A 17,395-nucleotide genomic window follows, 5' to 3' on the forward strand; every position below is an offset into this window, starting at 1 on the left:
GCTCAACATCTCCGTTCCGCGCTCTCGTAATCCCGGCTCATAGCTGCACGCGATTGCTTTGATGCACAAAAGGCAAGTCCTGTCTAAAATGTTATCGCGCCGGACATTGATTATCGGAATTTCTGCTCAATTTGATTTTCCAAAGACTCCAAGCATCGCTGGACATGCAACTGAGACTCTTTGAACGAACAAGATGTAGGTCGTCTTGATCTGAGGAGGAATACGATGGTTTCAAATAGCGTGACAGGTTTATTGAGCCTTTTTTCAAAACGAGTGCCGGCGACACTGGCCGCGGCACTCACCGCGAGTTTTCTCGCCCCGGCAGCACTGGCGCAAGACCGCAGTGACTGGCCGACCAGCTTTTCCGTAGGCACTGCAAGCCAGGGCGGAACCTATTTCGTCTATGGGTCGGGCTGGACCAATATGGTTGCCGACGCACTTGGCATTCCAGGTGGCGCTGAAGTAACGGCCGGACCGGTACAGAACGCGGCGCTGGTGCAAACCGGCGATCTCGATTTCGGTATGGTCACAATGGGTCCCGCCTTTGATGCGATCAATGGTGAAAGTGCGCTCGCCCCCGGTCTGAAGCACGATAACATCAGGGCGATTTTCCCGATGTACAAGACCGCGTTTCATGTGATGACGCTGAAAAGCTCCGGCATCGATAGTCTTGAAGCGATACCTGACGGCGCGACAGTGGGCTTCGGCCCGGTTGGCGGCACGCCCGGCACATACTGGCCTCGTTTCTTTGAAACACTCGGCAAGAATGTCGACGCCCAACATGGTGGTGCAGCCGACCTGGCCGGGCAACTGCAGGACGGCTTGATCGACGTTTATACCTGGGCGGCAGGCGTTCCCTTCCCGGCTTTCTCGCAGGTAGAAGCCCAGGCGGATGTGAACTTTTTCGGCATGACCGAAGAGCAGGCGAAAAAAATCGCCGAGGACCATCCGGTTTCACTCTTCACAATCCCGGCGGACACCTATCCGTCGCAAGGAGAAGACCATGCAAGCGTTTCCATGTGGAACTTTGCAATTGCCCGCGCCGACCTGCCGGATGATTTCGTTTACGCAGTTGTTGACACCGTGATGAGCAACAATCCGAAGATGCTCGACATTCACAAGGCTGCCATCGAAACGCTTCCTGAAAACTACGACAAGAACGCGTTCATTCCCTGGCATCCAGGCGCTGTACGCTGGTTCAAGGAAAACGGATTCGAGATCGATCCAGCTCTGGGCGGCTGATTTCCGCTCTCCTTTCGCTGGTTGGAAAAGGCCCGGGCCGCAATCGCGGCCCGGGCTCCGTGCGCGAACCTTTGAGACCCTGCCGCCATGTCAGAACCATCCGAGCCCATCTCCGCCAGCGTCGATCGCGACGCTCATACCGGCCTTGAAGGCTGGCAAGGAAACGTGTTCGGCCTTTTGTGTGTGCTCTACGCCGCTTGGCACCTCTACAGCCTGAACATTGCGCCGCTTGAAACCTGGCTCTTTCGCATTCTCCACATCTTGGGTGCGCTTGTCCTGGGGTTCGCTCTGCCAAGTGTGGTTGCGGGCATCAACAAGCGCTGGCGCAACGACAAACTGCAGTGGATTATCGCGGTTCTCGCCGGACTACCCGTTCTCTACGCGTTCGCTCTCACCGCCTATGGCGTAAGCCAGTACTGGAACAGCGGCACGGTTCAAAATCCCGACACGACTTTCGCGTATTTCGGGATAGCGCTCGGCTCGGGAACCATGCTTGCCATTTTTGCCGGCTGGTTTTTGCGCGGCAGGGATGGATCCGTTTCACCGATCGACTGGGTGCTCATATTGGCCAGCATCGCGTCGACCGGCTTCATCGCGCTCAGTCTTGATGCGCTTAATCTGAGACTTCGGGCAGGCACTCCCTTCGCCGACCCGCAAAATGCCTGGGCGGCCTTCGTTGCCATGGCACTGATGCTGGAACTCACACGGCGTGTCGCCGGCATGGCGCTCGTCGTCATCGCGACTGTATTTGTCACCTACTCCTTTCTCGGCCCCTGGCTTCCCGGCTTCCTGGAACATCGTGGCTACGATGCAAAACGGTTCTTCAGTTACGTCTTCACGGACAACGGCATTCTCGGCCCGACGACGGCGGTGTCGTCGACCTACATTATCCTCTTCATCATTTTCGCGGCCTTCCTGCAAAGCTCCAAGGTCGGCGACTATTTCGTGAACCTCGCCTTTGCCACGGCAGGCCGTGCGCGCGGGGGGCCCGCCAAGGTCGCGGTGTTTGCGTCAGGTCTGATGGGCATGATCAACGGCACCTCGGCGGGTAACGTTGTGTCGACCGGCTCGCTGACGATTCCGCTGATGAGACGTGTCGGCTACCGGCCGCAATCGGCCGGCGCGATTGAAGCCGCTGCGTCCACCGGAGGCCAGATCATGCCGCCTATCATGGGTGCCGGTGCGTTTATCATGGCCGAAATCACAGGCATTCCCTACACCGAGCTCGTGATCGCCGCGCTCATTCCAGCCGTGCTTTATTTCGTGTCCATTTACTTCATGGTCGATTTCGAGGCGCGCAGGCTTGGCATGCGCGGCATGACAAATGAAGAGGTGCCGAAGTTCCGGAACCTGGCGAAGCAGGCCTTCCTGTTCCTGCCGATCATCATTCTCGTGGGCTCCCTGTTCCTCGGTTATTCGGTGATCCGCGCCGGGACGCTCGCGATTGCTTCCGCCGCTGTTGTGAGCTGGCTGACCCCCTTCAAGATGGGGCCCCGTGAGATCATCGAGGCGCTGCGCAATGCCTCGCAAATGTCAATCCAGATCATTTCGGTTTGTGCGACCGCAGGCATTATCGTGGGCGTGATCTCACTGACCGGCGTTGGTGCGCGGTTTTCATCACTTCTTTTCGAACTGGCCGAAACAAGCAAGCTGCTTGCGCTCATTTTCGCGATGATCATCTCGATCATTCTGGGCATGGGAATGCCAACCACAGCGGCCTATGCGGTCGCCGCTTCAGTCGTGGCCCCCGGCTTGATCGAACTCGGGATCGAGCCGTTGATCGCGCATTTCTTCGTCTTCTATTTCGCGGTCGTCTCGGCGATCACACCGCCGGTGGCGCTCGCCGCCTATGCGGGCGCGGCGATTGCCGGGGCCGAACCGATGCGCACCTCCGTGACCGCATTTCGTGTCGGTCTTGCCGCTTTCATCGTGCCTTACATGTTCTTCTACAGCCCCGGTCTTCTGATGGAGGCGGGCTGGCTCGAGATCATCCGCAACGCCATAACCGCGATCATTGGTGTCTACTTCCTGTCAGGCGCCGTGCAGGGTTACCTGATGGGTCCGCTTGGACCTATCTGGCGCGTTCTGTTGCTTGGAGCAGCACTCTGCATGATTTCGGGGGACTGGCGGACCGATGTGATCGGCATTCTACTGGGAGCGGGTCTCTGGCTGAAATCGCGGCGCGAGACGCCGCTTTCGTCCGCAGCCTGAGTGCATCAATACCGGCACTCTTTGCAACAGCGACCAGTGGGGTCGCTTGCACGCAGCCGTTTCAGAGCCGGGGTGCATCTTCTTCGCAGTCGCGACATCAGCACAGGGCCGGGCAAGGTTCGGCAAAGAGATCCGGCTCGGAAAGTGAACGGATTGCAGCGCGCGTGTCGCCGGGTCCGGTGGCGTTTCAAAACGCATTCAGACACGCACCGCAGAAACCCTGACAAGAGCTTCGTCAGCCCGCCTGTGCGACCTTTCCGTCCCCGTCCAGGTCCGCCTCGGCACCCGTTTGTCTGGGGAAGCTCGAAAGCGCGCTGAGCATCAGCCAGTCCGGCAGGGCGCGCCGGTACTTTTCCTGCCCGACGACGGTGATATGCCCGTTTGCGATTTCGCTGCGCAGATCACGCATGCCGCGCCAGGCTTCGACAAACCGCCTGATATTGGACGAGATCGACAGGTCCTCTTCAAAGCCCGGATATTTCAGGCACATGTCGACCTCACCGTCCTCCACCACCAGCCAGAAGCGGCTGAAGCCCTTGTGGGTGCCGGAAAACGCGAATTCCATCACGATCCGTTTGTCGGGCATCGCCTCCACGTTCAGCCTCGTGTGCATGCTCCAGGCGAGGAAGGCGGGGTCGAGATCTTCCGTTTCCATGTCCCGGGACCACTTCTGGCCCCAGACCGCCAGGCTCATGATGATCGGATCGAGATCCCGCCCGGCGTCGGTGAGCTCGTAGGCAAAGCCGCGCCCGTTGTCGAGCGCGCGGCGCGTGATCAGGCCCGCGTGTTCGAGGCTCGACAAACGCTGACTCAGCAGCGTCGCGGAGATCTTGGGAACTCCACGGTGAATTTCATTGAAACGCGTGCAGCCATCAATCACCCGGCTGATGACAAGCAGGGTCCAACGTTCGCAAAGGACCTCTGCAGCCAAGGCAAGCGGGCAGTACTGTCCATAACCCTTATACGGCATCCGGCACTCCTCACATCTGGCGTCAGTTCCGCAAAAGAGTACGGCGGCGCCTGAAGCCGGACAACTCCAGAATCTGGAGTTACTGCACATTCTTGAGTTTTTCGCGCCTGCAATTCCCGGCACGCTGTCGCAATCATAAACACCCAACGGACAGCGGATGACGGTATGGACGACTTACTCAATCCCAGGCTTGCGGAACGCCTCGGCCCTGTTGCCGTCTTTCCCGGCGACGCCGGTTACGAGCAGCGACGACAGGTCTGGAACGCCTCGATCGATCGCTCCCCGGCTGTAATCGTGGTTGCTGGGGATAGCGATGATGTCCGCAACGCAGTGAAGACCGCTGCTGCTTGCGGGCTTGATATCTGCGTCAAGGGCGGTGGCCACAACATTGCCGGCTCTGCCGTTGCCGACGGCGCGCTCATGATCGACATGTCCAATCTGAAACAGGTCGAGATCGACGCCGAACATTGCATTGCGCGCGCCGGTGGCGGGGCGACGTGGGCCGAGCTTGATGCAGCCGCACAGGCCCGGGGCCTTGCGGTGCCGGGCGGCGTCGTCTCCTCGACCGGGGTTGCCGGACTGACTCTCGGGGGCGGTTTCGGATGGCTGGCGCGCCTTCACGGACTTGCCATCGACAACCTGCTCTCGGCAGAGATCGTCCTGGCGGACGGCACGATCGCAATCTGCTCGCAGACCGAACACGCCGATCTGTTCTGGGCACTTCGCGGTGGCGGCGGCAATTTCGGTGTCGTTACGGAATTCACATTCCGGCTGCATCCCGTGGGCCCCGATGTATGCTTCGGACCGACCTTTTTTGCCCTTGAGGACGCGCGAGAAGTCCTTTCCGCATACGCGCAACACGCCCCTTCCCTGCCACGCAAAGCCTGCGTTTGGGCAAATCTCATGACTGCGCCACCGGTGCCGGTTCTGCCTGAGAGCGTTCACGGGACCAAGGTTCTGACGCTGATGCAGTTTCATGCGGGCACTGCGGAAGAAGCACGGGCTGATCTGCACGCTCTCTACGCCGGTGCCGAACCGCTCGGCAGTGCATTTGCTCCAAGGCCCTATACGGAGGCGCAGGGTTTTCTTGATGCCGCCTATGACTTCGGCGCACGCAATTACTGGCGCGCGCACAACCATGACACCCTGAAATCCCAATTGATTGATCTGCTGGTCGACCTGGCACCCGGCCTGCCAACCCCGGAATCGGAGCTTTTGATCTGCCTTCTTGGCGGTGCAATTGCCGACAAAAGTGACGACGCCACGGCTTTCCCACACCGGCAGATCCCGTTCATGACGACGCCGGGTGCCCGCTGGACCGAAGAGACAGACGACGCTGAAATGATCGGCTGGCTGAGGCACGTTTCAGACAGGATCACGGAGCACGCCGTGCCGGGTTCCTACGTCAACTTCATTGCCGAGCCCGAAGGCAGCGCCCGGCGTGCCTATGGCGGCAATCTTGCCCGGCTTGCTGCGATCAAGCGCAAGTACGATCCGGCCAACCTTTTCAGGTTCAACCAGAATATCGCGCCTCAATCCCTTTCCACCGGGCCGCGCGCACCTCTTTCCCGCTAAAGACCCACGCTTGAAAGGACCAAACGATGATGAACGCTTCCAGAATTGTCCGGCAGGCCTTCCTCACCACAGCCGGCCTGGCCGTCCTCGCAACAGGAACCCATGCCGCCGACGGAGCGATGGTCGCACGAACCGTCGAACACATGGCAACAGCCGAGCAACCGGCCAAGCCGATCAAGGGTTCCGAGGCCCGTCTGTCGCGTACAGCCAGCGGGGCGACAATGACTCTGCGCACGGCCGAACTCGTTCCCGGCCACGTCACAACGGCTTGGTGGGTGATCATGACGCGGCCGGAAAACTGCTCGGCAACACCGTGCACCGCCGAAGACGTCATCGGCAGAGCCGCGGAGGTCGGCACGCAGATCGTTTATGCCGATGGCGCGGTCAACGCTCCTGACGGGCATGCGGAGTTTGCCGCCTATCTGCCCGCAGGCAGCGTATTCGGCGGCTGGTACGACCAGAGCTTCGACGCGCCGCAGGAAAGCGAGATCCACCTGGTGCTGAACGACCATGGTCCGCTGATCCCGGACATCGCAGCCGCCATGCTCACGAGCTACCGCGGGGGCTGCCGAGACGACAGTCTGCCCCCTCCATTTCCCGACACGGCGAAAGCCGACGGAACGGTCGGCCCCAACGCCTGCCGCCTGATCCAGGACGCCATTTTCACGGCGACGGCGTCCAAGGGAAAATGAGCGCCGATTTTTAAAAGGAGTATTTCAGATGTTGAGGACTATTTTCACCTCTGCCGCGATTTGGGCATTTCTGTCGAGCGCCGCAATCGCCGTCCCCGTTGGCACGGGTGACACGATCCAGGGAAGCTATACATTTGCAACTTTCGGTGCCCCGGAGCTTGAACCGAACTCGCTCCTCCTGAGACTGTCCTCGGCCGATCTGTTCGGAGGCAATGATGCCGTCGGCGTTCGTATCCTGGATTCCAGTCTCACCCCGCTGCTCTTTTCCAGGGTGGACGCACTCACTCCGGCGCAAGATCCCACCGTGGGCATACCGACCGATCGTTCGAATTTCCTGCCGGGTGTGCTTGGCCCATCCGACCCGGCCCGGATCCCGCGCTCTGGATTTGTCGACATTACCGGTCTTGCCGGCTCCTTAGACGTCGCTTCGCTTACGCTCTTCGGGATCGAGGTCACAGGGGCGATCGGCATCACCCGGCAAGTGCAGGTGAGCGAGTTCGAAGCTCTCACGACACCCACGACACCGGTTCCCCTGCCCGCGCCCGGGCTACTTCTTGCCGGGGTTCTTGGTGGATTTTTCGGACTTGGCTTCTGGAAACGCGGCCGGAAGGACGGGTTCAAGACGGCCTGAATGACCGGGCGCGGCCTGGCACTGTGCCGCCGCGCCCGTCACGTTTGCCAGGAAACAAACCCTTTCCGCCCAAGGGGTGGCCAAAGACGAACACTCAGCTAAAGTGAAGGCCTACCGTGTCTTGCGAAGAGGGTCTCATGTCCGATCGTATCAATCCCGAAACACTCTATAACAGCGTCCAGTGGGGCTTCTCACACGCAGCCGTCAGCGAACCGGGGAGGCTTCTGCATCTTGCCGGGCAAGTTGCCTGGGACAAGGATTGCCAACTGGTCGGCGGTGACGATCTCAACGCGCAGGCCCGGCAGTGCCTTGCCAATCTGAAGGCGGTACTTGCGGATCAGGGCCTCGGGCCGCAGCACCTCATCCGGCTCAGAACCTATGTCGTGAACCACACGCCGGAAAAGCTGGAACCCGTCGGCATGGCGCTTGGTGAGTTCTGGGGCGATGTAACACCGGCACCGAACACCTGGCTTGGGGTGCAATCGCTCGCCCTCCCGGAATTTCTCGTCGAGATCGAGGGAACAGCCGTTCTGCCCTGAGGACGGGTAACCGGTTTTTGCTTCAAACCCGCGAAAGGACCGCGCATGACGCGGTCCTTGGTGAACAGCAGCTTTCCTAAAACGCTCCATCGTAGGCACGCCGCTCTATGCGGCAGGCAAGAATGGTGAAGCCGTCCCGCTCCAGCGCGTCCTTGGCTTCCTGCCGCAGGTCATCGGCGTTGTCGATCCAGACACCGTGGCCGCCATAGGCGCGCGCGACGGCGGGGAAATCCGTCTCGCCGAAGTCAACACCGACATTGGGTCTCTGGCTGCCGCGCTGTTTCAGCTCGATAAGCGCAAGGCTGGTGTCGACGAGAACACAGATGGTCACCGGGATCTTCAGGTCCCTGAGGGTCGACAACTCACCAAGGCACATTTCAAGGCCGGCATCGCCGACAAATGCGATCACCGGAGCCGATCCCTCTACCAGCCTGTGACCCATGGCCAGCGGCACGGCGCAGCCCATGGTGCACAGCGCCGAAGACTGCAGCATCTGGCGCGGCAACGGGCAGCGCCAGATCTGGCTGACGAGAATGCGGTGGGCACCGCTGTCCGCGGTGGCAACGGTTTCGGCGGGCATGACATCGCGCAAGGTGTGGAATGCCGTTGCCGGGCCCCAGCCATCCCCTTCCGGTGCAAAGCCTGCGGCGAGCTCTGCCCTGACTTTATCCGGGTCACCGTCCGGCCAGGAGGGCTGATCCGGTTTGCGCGCCGCATTCAACAGCTCAAGTGCAGGCCCAACCGCGCTTCGAAGCGTCGCGGAGACGCTGTGCATGCCGTGGGTCCTGAGAACCGGCGTCACGTCGATGACCGATGCATCCGTGTCCCAGGGATTGCGCCAGTTGATGCGCATCTCGATCGGGTCGTAGCCGAGCAGGAGAATGCAGTCGCTCTGATTGATCAGCGGCAGGAGATGACCGTCCGCCTTTGGAGACAGCCCCGCGCCGCCCAGGGCCAGCGGGTCGTTTTCGTCCAAGAGGCCCTTGCCCTTGTAGCTGGTGACGAGCGGTATCCTGAATTCCCTGCAGAAGTCACTGATCGCGGCTGACGCGCCTTCGTTGACCGCATCAACACCGGCAATCGCAATCGGACGTTCTGCCTTGGCAAAGAGCGCCATCGCGGTGTCCAGATCCGTACCCGTCGCAGGGCGTGTCGCAACCGGAGCCGACAGGAAGGAGTGCGACCACGGCTCTTGCGTTTCCGCTTCGGCGACCTTGATCGGCACATCGATGTGAACCGGACCCGGCTGGCCGTCGAGCGCAATTGCCAGCGCCTTTTCCATCACGACATCGAGCGCACCGAGACGGGCGGAAAAGCTCGCCTTGACGATCGGGCGCAGCAGCTGCTGGTGGTCGAAAACCTGGTGCGTGTAGCTCTCTGCTTCGCCCTGATCGACGCATCCGGTCAGAAAGATGAGCGGCATCCGGTCCTGCCAGGCATTGGCGACGACATTGACCGCATTGGCCGCGCCGGGCCCGATCGTTGCCAGGAGGACGCCCGGTGCCCCGTCCGCATGCCAGCCGCCTTCCGCCATGAAGCCGCCGGCGTTCTCGTGCTTGACCAGAACGAAATTCATGCCGGCCTGATCAAGAGACTGCATCAGGGCAAGAACTTCGCCTCCGGGGATGCCGAAGGCATGACGGCAACCGGCAGCATGAAGCTTGCCGGCAATGATATCTGCGCCGGTGGTCATTTGGCGGGTTTTTCCTTGTCTTCTGGTGCGTTTCGGAGGCCGACAATGCCCTTGTCGGCAAGGGCGTGCAACGTCTTGTCGTTTAAGTTGAGGTGGCGCCGCAGGATCTCGGCTGTATCGGCTCCGAGCATCGGTGGCGCCTTGGCGTAGGTGACAGGTGTTTTTTCCAGATTGATCGGAGATCCGATCAGATCCACCATCCCGCTGACAGGGTGCGGCAAGCTGATACGCATCTGCCGTTCCAGGATCTGCGGGTCCGTGAACACCTGCCCGAGATCATTCACCGGACCACAGGGGACACCGGCCTTCTCCAGCTCCGCGATCCACTCGGCAGCGGTCTTGTCGATGGTCAGGCGGCGAAGCAGCGGGATCAGTTGCTTACGGTTCCGGACGCGGTCGGCGTTTTTTGCGTAGAGCGGATCTTCCGCCAGTTCGGGTGCGTCCGCCACCTCGCAGAACTTCTGAAACTGCGCGTCGTTGCCGACGGCAATGATGAAGGACTGATCGGCCGCGGGAAAGGTTTCATAAGGGACGATGGTCGGGTGACCGTTGCCCAGCCGTCCGGGCACATTGCCGGAGACGAGGTAGGCGACGCCCTGGTTGATCAGCCAGGACACCTGCGCATCGAGCAGGGAGATATCGACATGCTGGCCTTCGCCGGTCGCGTGGCGGTGGTTGAGCGCGGCGAGGATCGAGACGGTGGCATACATGCCGCACATCACGTCGGCGATCCCGACACCGCACTTGGTTTCGGTGCCGCCTTCGTCGTCGGGAAACCCGGTGAGCGACATGATCCCGCCCATGCCCTGGATCAGGAAGTCGTAGCCTGCCCGGTGCGCGTAGGGGCCGGTCTGACCGAAACCGGAAATGGAACAGTAGATCAGCCCGGGATTGAGTGCCTTCAGTGTCTTGTAATCGAGGCCCCGCCGCTTGAGATCGCCCACCTTGAAATTCTCGACCAGAATGTCGGCCTTGACCGCAAGGTCGGAGATCAGCTTCTGGCCTTCCGGCGTTGCCAGATCGATAGCAACCGAGGACTTGTTCCGGTTCGACGAGAGATAGTAGGCGCTTTCCGCTGTCTCGTTGCCCGCACCATCCTTCAGAAAGGGAGGGCCCCAGCCGCGCGTGTCGTCGCCGCGGCCCGGTCGCTCGATCTTGATGACCTCGGCTCCGAGATCCCCAAGCACCTGGGTACAGGTCGGCCCGGCGAGAATGCGCGAGAGATCTAGAACAACAAGACCGGACAAGGCACCGGGCTGGGGGGCGGACTGGGACACGCAACACCTTTTGACTGACGTTTTAACGGGAAATGGACACATAGCCCCTTCCCCGTCAACTGCGGTCAGATAGCGCGCGCAACACCTTGGCTCACATTCCCGTTAATCCGGTGTGAGTGTTCAGCTTTTCCGGTCCCAACCCTTGATCGCGCCAAGTTCGGTCCAGGCGCGTTCGATCCACTTGGCTTCCACGCTGTGTCCGCCGTCGTGCAGGCAGAGCTCAAACAGACCGCCTTCGGGTGCCCATCGCTGGCATTCCAGATTGCCGTCCGTCAGTTTTTCAGAGCTTGCCTCGGACAGGCCGTTCTGGCGCCTCCAGACATCGAAGCTCTCGAACACGTCGCCCTGCTTCCATTGCCCGCCGCCCAGCCAGCGTCCGGCGAGCGGAACAACCGTGTCGCCGGTTCCGTGGACATGAAACAGGTAGGGATTGTCGGTCGGACAGTTTTCGGGCAGCGGCTCCCAAAACGCTCCTGCGATCGGCGCATATCCGGAAAAACGGCCGGCGTTTTCGCAGGCCAGGTACCATGTCATGAAACCGCCTGATGAAAACCCCGACAGCATTGTCTTGTCCCGTTCGACTTCGAACCGGTCTTCGAGATCGCTCAGGACCTTGTCGAAAAAGACCGATTCGTCGCGCAGGTTTCTCGGCGCGGTCGGAAACGACCAGGTGCCGTTGACACCTTGCACCGCCACAAAAGCGACGCCGAGCTTGTCCGCCATGCGCTGGAAGCCCTGGTTCCGGATGGCGTTGACCGCCTTGCCGCGATGACCGTGAAGGTAGAAGATCGCTCCAAGGGGCTCGTCTCCAGCCCGGTCCTGCGGCAGGTGAATGTAATATTCGCCGCCGTCCAGCATGCACGGGATCTCGCCGCCGCAGCCCGGTTGATCGTCAGCGTAAACCGGGCCGGCCAGACCGGTTGATGCCAGCAAAATGGCGCAGGCGGCAGAGGGAAACGTTTTTGATATCAAGATCGGCTCCTGTCACGCACGTCCCGCTCACAAGTCGGAGCGGCCGATTGAAGAGAAGGGCGTTGTGGCCGGTTTGTCCAGCTTGGTGTCATCACAAGTCAGCGAGACAGACGAACCATCAGTCCCATGCCCCTTCCGTCGGGATATTGAGCATACGCCCGCAGTGCTTGCAGTGGATCGCATCCGTGTCGTGACGGTTCAGGCCGCAGTCGGGGCAGTTGACCTGCGCCTTGGACGGCCGGAAAATGGTCTGTACCAGACGCAGGAACAGCGCGACGCCGAATATCATGATGAGAACCGTCATCAGCCGCCCGACACTGTCGGTCATGGTAATGTCGCCAAAGCCCGTCGTTGTCAGGGTCGTTACCGTGAAATAGAGCGCGTCGAGATAGTTGTTGATGTTCGGGTTCCGGTCATCCTCTATGACGAAGACGATCGCCGTCACGACGAAGATGAATACCACGAGGTTTACAGCGGACTGGAGGATGTCCTCGTTTCTGCGGAACCAGCTCGAGGCTTCGCGCAATTCCTTCAGCAGATGGTAGGAACGCAGCAGCCGGAGCATCCTGACGACCCGAAGAAAAGCGAAGTTTTCCAAAAACACCGGCGCAAGAAGCGACGCGATGACGACGATGTCGGTTAGCGAGGTAAAGCTGAACAGGTACCGCGCAGGTGTTGCCGAGGCGATCAGGCGCGCGATGTAGTCCAGCGACAACACGCCCGCGAGGATGAAGTCGAGCGTGTGAAAGTGCCGCTCCGGATCCATGACGGAGGAAACAATGAAGTATCCGATCGTGATGACGTCGAATGCCAGAAGGGTGAACCTGAAGACCCGCGCCCGCGTCGAGTGACCGAAATAAAGCTGACGGAGCCCCGTCTGCAGCGCGGATTTTTCTGCAGCCATCAATCAGACCTTGTCATTGTCCGCCCCGTTGGCAAGGCCGGAGGGCAGGATCAGGAATTCTCAAAATACATCGTTCAGTCATTCGTGTAATTCGCGCATGATGTTACTGCAAACGAACTGTTTATTCTGCGGCTTTCTCACACTAAGTTTGCGCCAAGCTCAACGCGGCCCCCAAAGGGCCCGCACATTTCAGGGACGTTTTATGTTTGATTTGTCTGGACAAGTTGCCTTGGTGACAGGCGCAAGCCGAGGCATCGGCGAAGCTGCCGCACGGAGTTTTGCGAAATATGGCGCCAAGGTCGTGCTCGCGGCGCGCTCGGCAGCAGATATCGACCGGATCGCCGCGGAAATCAACGCCGGAGACGGTGAAGCGGCTGCAGTCGCCTGCAACGTCGCCGACTACCCGAGCGTTGAAAAGGCGGTTCAATATTGTCTCGATACTTTTGGGAAACTCGACATCCTGGTGAACAATGCCGGGGTCATCGAGCCGATCAGCAGGATCGAGACGTCCGATCCCGAAGCCTGGGCAAATGTCATCGATGTGAATGTCAAAGGCGTCTATAACGGGATTCGCGCCGCCGCGCCGCAGATGCTGAAAGAAGGGTCCGGAACGATCATCAACATCAGTTCCGGAGCGGCCTCAGGCGCGCTGGAAGGCTGGAGCCACTACTGTTCGTCCAAGGCTGCTGCGCTTTCGCTGACGCGATGCGGCGAAAAGGAGTTCGGCGACAAGGGCATCCGGGTTATCGGTCTCAGCCCCGGAACCGTCGCGACCCAGATGCAGATCGACATCAAGGCGTCCGGGGTCAATCCGGTCAGTCAGCTGGATCCGTCCGTTCATATTCCGGCCGAATGGGTCGGCGAGGCCATCTGCTGGCTGAGCACAGACGCCGGCGACCCCTATCGTGGCATCGACTGCTCCCTGCGGGACGAGGACGTTCGCAAGGCCGTCGGCCTCATCTGACGCTCACGGCAGAGAGTTTCGCCGCGCAAAGCCGCAAAAACAAAAGAGGGCCGCGGTGCGGCCCTCCCATGAGATCGACGTAGACCCAAGGTCCGGATCAGATCCCGGTGAAACTTTGCAATACCAGAGGCTGCTCCAGCACCGATCCATTCCACCCAGACTTCCGGGCCACGTTCCGATACTCACTAGACATGGGCACACCTCCTTTCAATAGTTGACGATGGCTTGAGTGTGACCTCGCAAGTGAGTCACGACAAGCACAAACTTTCCTCGTCCCCAATCGTCAAAGCACAATGAAAGCCGCGTGTTACCGGGATGCAACAGCCTTGTCAGCGATGGTTCGGAACACACCGTCGAGTTCCGCGGCCAGTTCGGCGAGCGCATCACCGCCTTCTTCCATGTAAGGCGCAAACACGAAACTCGGCGTTTTCCAGGAGAGCGTTGCGGTCCCGCCGGTGTCCTCGGTGACATAGAACCGGATCGGTGCTTCGATGCCGGCAGCGACCGATGCCTCCAGCATCCTGATCGCGTAGTCATTGCGGTAGACGCCCATGACACGGTTGCCAGGGATTGTCAGTCCGCGCCCCTTGGCCCCGGCAGATGCGCTCGCCTGTGTTACCAGAAGCATCTTTTCCGCCTTGATTGCGGCCTTCAAATCATCGACGAGTGCCTGGTAGGGCTTGTCCGTCGCGATGACCCGCCAGCCATCGCGCTCCGGGATGCTGTCTGCCAGCGCGGAAGAAAAAGAGACGAAAATCAGCACAAAGAAGCTGAGAAGAGTGCGCATATGCCTGTCCCTTTGGAAAAAAATGAAAAGTGAACCGAGCCTAACGCCCCAGCGCTCACGCGCATTTCACAATCGGGTGTGCAGGGAAAACCGCGCGCTAACCCATCCCGAGTTTCAGGCGCAGTCGCGTACCAAGAAGGCTTCCGAGGAAGCCGAACAGCAGCCATAGCCAGCCGTGCAGCGAGCCGGAGACCAGGCCGCCGAGATAGGCGCCGATGTTGCAGCCATAGGCAAGCCGCGCCCCGTATCCCATCAGCAGTCCGCCCGCGATTGCCGTCAGAAGATCCCGGCGGCTGAGCTGCCAGACCGGCGCGAACCTGCCGGCAAGGGCCGCAGCCGCCATCGCACCCAGGATAACGCCGAAATCCATCACAGACGTCGTGTCCCGGAGCACGGAGTTCTCCAGCGCGCCGCGCTGCCACGTCCAGTATGGCCAGGTGTCGACCGGAATGCCCACCGCGTGAAAGATCTTGCCGCCCCAAAGGGCGAAAGCTGATGTGATGCCCCACGGCCGCCCGACAACCACAAAGGTCGCGATGCCGACGATGGCCAGCATCACGGCCCCCATCATTGGCGACCAGGGCCCGGTCAGGAAGGAACCCGTCTTGCGCGATGCGGCCAATTCCCCATGCGCGCTGCGTTCAATGCGAACGGTTGCAAATGCCAACGCGCCCAGCACGGCCGCCGTGATCAGGAAAGCGCCGTGCGGACCGAATTCACGGATTAGCGATGTCGCGGGCAGTTTCGGCAGCTGCCCCCACAGGTGAAGATGGGCCGTTGCCAGGACGGATCCCAGGATGAATGCGGCGAGCGTTATCATCATGCGCGTCGATCCGCCGCCGGCCGTGAACAGCGTTCCCGACCCGCAGCCGCCGCCAAGCTGCATCCCGACGCCGAACATGAACGCACCGATAGCCGCGGCGACACCGAACGGGAAAACAAAGCCTCCCGTTGGCCATCCGAGCTGGGAACCCCATGCGATCAGCGGAAAGGAAACCGCGCTGGTCAGAAGGATCAGCACGAACTGCGCGCGCAGCCCGGCTCCGCGCCGTTCCGTCACGATGCGCCGCCAGGCCGCGGTGAATCCGAAACTGGCGTGATAGAGCGAAAGCCCCGCGAGACCGCCAATCAGAACTGCGACAGCCTGACGCACACCGGCCTCGGCATAGGCGCCGAGCGAAATCAGCGCAAGCAGGCCGGCCGCAACGGCGACAACGGTGCCCTGTGACCTCGGAATCGTGACAGCCATAGAATCGCTACCCTTTTTCTACTGCCGATCGTCGCAGCCGCTCCCGGCCGGAGTGCCTGAAAATTGGGCTTTACCCTTGCATCAGCCGCCATATCTTCACAATCCAAAGCTCAACGTCTGCACTACACATTGCCAACACCTTTTTGTGTTTTGCAGTTCATGAGAAGGCTGCGGATTTTTAGCGGTGAATATTCATTCGGCTGCCCGCTGCCGTTTGCGTTGTACCAAAAACGCACGGTAACCGTCAGCATTGGAAACGAGAAGGCCACACATGCGTCTCAGCGATCAATTTGGATATGATCTCACTCTCACGGACAAGGACGCCTTGGCGGCCTGGAACGCGACCGTGCTGGCCTTTCTGGCTCATGGAAAAGCCACACCGGTCCATCTCGAGACGTGCCTTGGCAAGAGCACCGATTTCGCGCTCGCCCATGCGGCACGCGGAATGTTCTGCCTTCTTCTGGGACGCAAGGAACTAAACGCGACAGCGCGCGAGTGTCTCGCGATTGCGAAAACCTCCGCGCAAAACACGCCAATCACAGAACGCGAAGCGGCCTTTGTCCAGGCGCTCGATGTCTGGCTTAACGGCTTCCCTTCCAGATCAGCGGATGTTCTCGACGCCATGCTGGTGCGTGTGCCGGAAGATGCCTTCATGATGAAGCTGATCCACGCGATCCGTTTTGTCCTGGGCGATGCGGTCGGCATGCGCCAGTCCATCGACCGCATCTATTCCGCCTATGACGAGAAACATCCCGCCTATGGCTACCTGCTTGGTTGCCGGGCGTTCTCCCTCGAAGAGACAGGGGACTACCGCCTTGCCGAAGCGTCGGGGCGCAAAGGACTTGAATTTGCCCGGGACGATGCCTGGGGCCTGCATGCGGTCGCGCACGTTCATGACATGACCGGCCGCTCCGAAGAAGGCGTCGGCTGGCTGGAAAACCATCCCGACGGATGGGCCCACTGCAACAATTTCGGCTACCATGTCTGGTGGCACCTCGCGCTGATGTATCTCGACCAGGGACAGGCCGACAAGGCGCTTGCGCTTTACGATGCCGACATCCGCAAGGACAAGACGGACGATTACCGCGACATCTCCAACGCGGCCTCGCTTCTGGTCAGGCTCGAACTGGAAGGTGTCGATGTCGGGTCTCGCTGGGAAGAGATCGCGCAGCTCTCGGACAAGCGTGCCGAGGACGGGTGCAACGTATTTGCAGACCTTCATTACCTGCTGGCCCTCCTGAACGGCGGGCGGCGTATGGGTGCTGACAGACTGCTGACCGGTCTGAAAGAACGCTCGAAAACCGAAACGGACCTCGGCCGCATCTCGGCGGAGGCCGGGCTGCCGACCGGGCTCGGCCTGGAGCAGTACCGGAAAGGCAACTATGCCTCCGCTTTCTCCCTGCTGACATCCGCCCGCGACAGTCTGCACACGATCGGCGGGTCCCATGCCCAGCGCGACGTGTTTGAACGCATCACGATCGACGCAGCCCTGCGCGCAGGCTTTTCGAGTGAGGCCGAAACCGTTATCAAGAGCCGCAGCGGCAAGCGCGGCGCGCTCGACCGCTTCGCCGAGCAACGGCTTGAAATTTGCGGCAAGATGCAAAAAGCCGAGCAGGTTATGGAAGACGAGAACCTCAGGGCAGCCAACTCCTATTGACGGACTTGTCCGCCCGGGTGACTTAAATTTCT

The 17,395-nt window shown here is 60.6% G+C and carries 15 protein-coding genes; 8 read left to right on the forward strand and 7 right to left on the reverse strand.

The annotated features are described in order from the left end of the window. Window positions 1-225 precede the first annotated feature (225 nt). Window positions 226-1,242, forward strand: a complete 1,017-nt coding sequence (locus RDA78_RS03185) for a TAXI family TRAP transporter solute-binding subunit (RefSeq protein ID WP_434053919.1) — start codon at window positions 226-228, stop codon at window positions 1,240-1,242. Window positions 1,243-1,329: 87 nt separating this feature from the next. Further along, window positions 1,330-3,453: a TRAP transporter permease gene (locus tag RDA78_RS03190; RefSeq protein WP_434053920.1), complete on the forward strand. Its 2,124-nt coding sequence runs from the start codon at window positions 1,330-1,332 to the stop codon at window positions 3,451-3,453. A 235-nt stretch (window positions 3,454-3,688) separates the two neighbouring features. Here RDA78_RS03190 and RDA78_RS03195 read toward each other — a convergent pair whose 3' ends face one another. Next, a complete protein-coding gene (locus RDA78_RS03195; protein WP_434053921.1) occupies window positions 3,689-4,423 on the reverse strand; it encodes a winged helix-turn-helix transcriptional regulator in 735 nt (244 codons plus the stop codon). 165 nt (window positions 4,424-4,588) lie between these two features. Between RDA78_RS03195 and RDA78_RS03200 the strand changes: the two genes are divergently transcribed. The 4 genes from RDA78_RS03200 to RDA78_RS03215 all read left to right on the forward strand — a co-directional run bounded on the left by RDA78_RS03200 (window position 4,589) and on the right by RDA78_RS03215 (window position 7,860). Beyond that, the gene (locus tag RDA78_RS03200; RefSeq protein ID WP_434053922.1) at window positions 4,589-5,998 is read left to right on the forward strand and encodes an FAD-binding oxidoreductase; all 1,410 of its coding nucleotides are present in this window, start codon (window positions 4,589-4,591) and stop codon (window positions 5,996-5,998) included. Between the two features lie 26 nt (window positions 5,999-6,024). After that, window positions 6,025-6,690 (forward strand): hypothetical protein, encoded by a 666-nt coding sequence (locus tag RDA78_RS03205; protein ID WP_434053923.1) that lies wholly within the window; start codon window positions 6,025-6,027, stop codon window positions 6,688-6,690. Window positions 6,691-6,718: 28 nt separating this feature from the next. Then, a complete protein-coding gene (locus RDA78_RS03210) occupies window positions 6,719-7,321 on the forward strand; it encodes a hypothetical protein (protein ID WP_434053924.1) in 603 nt (200 codons plus the stop codon). A 137-nt stretch (window positions 7,322-7,458) separates the two neighbouring features. Further along, a complete protein-coding gene (locus RDA78_RS03215; RefSeq protein ID WP_306144486.1) occupies window positions 7,459-7,860 on the forward strand; it encodes a RidA family protein in 402 nt (133 codons plus the stop codon). 76 nt (window positions 7,861-7,936) lie between these two features. Here RDA78_RS03215 and RDA78_RS03220 read toward each other — a convergent pair whose 3' ends face one another. From RDA78_RS03220 to RDA78_RS03235, 4 genes are all read right to left on the reverse strand, one after another. After that, window positions 7,937-9,553, reverse strand: a complete 1,617-nt coding sequence (locus tag RDA78_RS03220; protein ID WP_434053925.1) for a thiamine pyrophosphate-binding protein — start codon at window positions 9,551-9,553, stop codon at window positions 7,937-7,939. Continuing rightward, window positions 9,550-10,830, reverse strand: a complete 1,281-nt coding sequence (locus RDA78_RS03225) for a CaiB/BaiF CoA transferase family protein (protein WP_434053926.1) — start codon at window positions 10,828-10,830, stop codon at window positions 9,550-9,552. Before RDA78_RS03225 ends, RDA78_RS03220 begins: the two co-directional genes overlap by 4 nt. Window positions 10,831-10,950: 120 nt before the next feature. After that, complete coding sequence (locus RDA78_RS03230; RefSeq protein ID WP_434053927.1) at window positions 10,951-11,802, reverse strand: alpha/beta hydrolase family esterase; 852 nt, start codon at window positions 11,800-11,802, stop codon at window positions 10,951-10,953. A gap of 118 nt (window positions 11,803-11,920) precedes the next feature. Next, a complete protein-coding gene (locus tag RDA78_RS03235) occupies window positions 11,921-12,706 on the reverse strand; it encodes an ion transporter (protein WP_434053928.1) in 786 nt (261 codons plus the stop codon). Window positions 12,707-12,908: 202 nt separating this feature from the next. Here RDA78_RS03235 and RDA78_RS03240 point away from each other — a divergent pair, with 202 nt between their 5' ends. Further along, window positions 12,909-13,670: an SDR family oxidoreductase gene (locus RDA78_RS03240; protein ID WP_434053929.1), complete on the forward strand. Its 762-nt coding sequence runs from the start codon at window positions 12,909-12,911 to the stop codon at window positions 13,668-13,670. A gap of 307 nt (window positions 13,671-13,977) precedes the next feature. Here RDA78_RS03240 and RDA78_RS03245 read toward each other — a convergent pair whose 3' ends face one another. Further along, window positions 13,978-14,457, reverse strand: a complete 480-nt coding sequence (locus tag RDA78_RS03245; RefSeq protein ID WP_434053930.1) for a DUF302 domain-containing protein — start codon at window positions 14,455-14,457, stop codon at window positions 13,978-13,980. A gap of 97 nt (window positions 14,458-14,554) precedes the next feature. Next, window positions 14,555-15,706, reverse strand: coding sequence for a YeeE/YedE family protein (locus RDA78_RS03250; RefSeq protein WP_434053931.1), 1,152 nt, complete (start codon window positions 15,704-15,706; stop codon window positions 14,555-14,557). Window positions 15,707-15,977: 271 nt separating this feature from the next. Here RDA78_RS03250 and RDA78_RS03255 point away from each other — a divergent pair, with 271 nt between their 5' ends. Continuing rightward, window positions 15,978-17,363 (forward strand): tetratricopeptide repeat protein, encoded by a 1,386-nt coding sequence (locus RDA78_RS03255; RefSeq protein ID WP_434053932.1) that lies wholly within the window; start codon window positions 15,978-15,980, stop codon window positions 17,361-17,363. The last annotated feature ends 32 nt before the right edge of the window (window positions 17,364-17,395 follow it).

The sequence above is a fragment of the Roseibium sp. genome (genome assembly GCF_051016195.1).
Taxonomy (GTDB): Bacteria; Pseudomonadota; Alphaproteobacteria; order Rhizobiales; family Stappiaceae; genus Roseibium.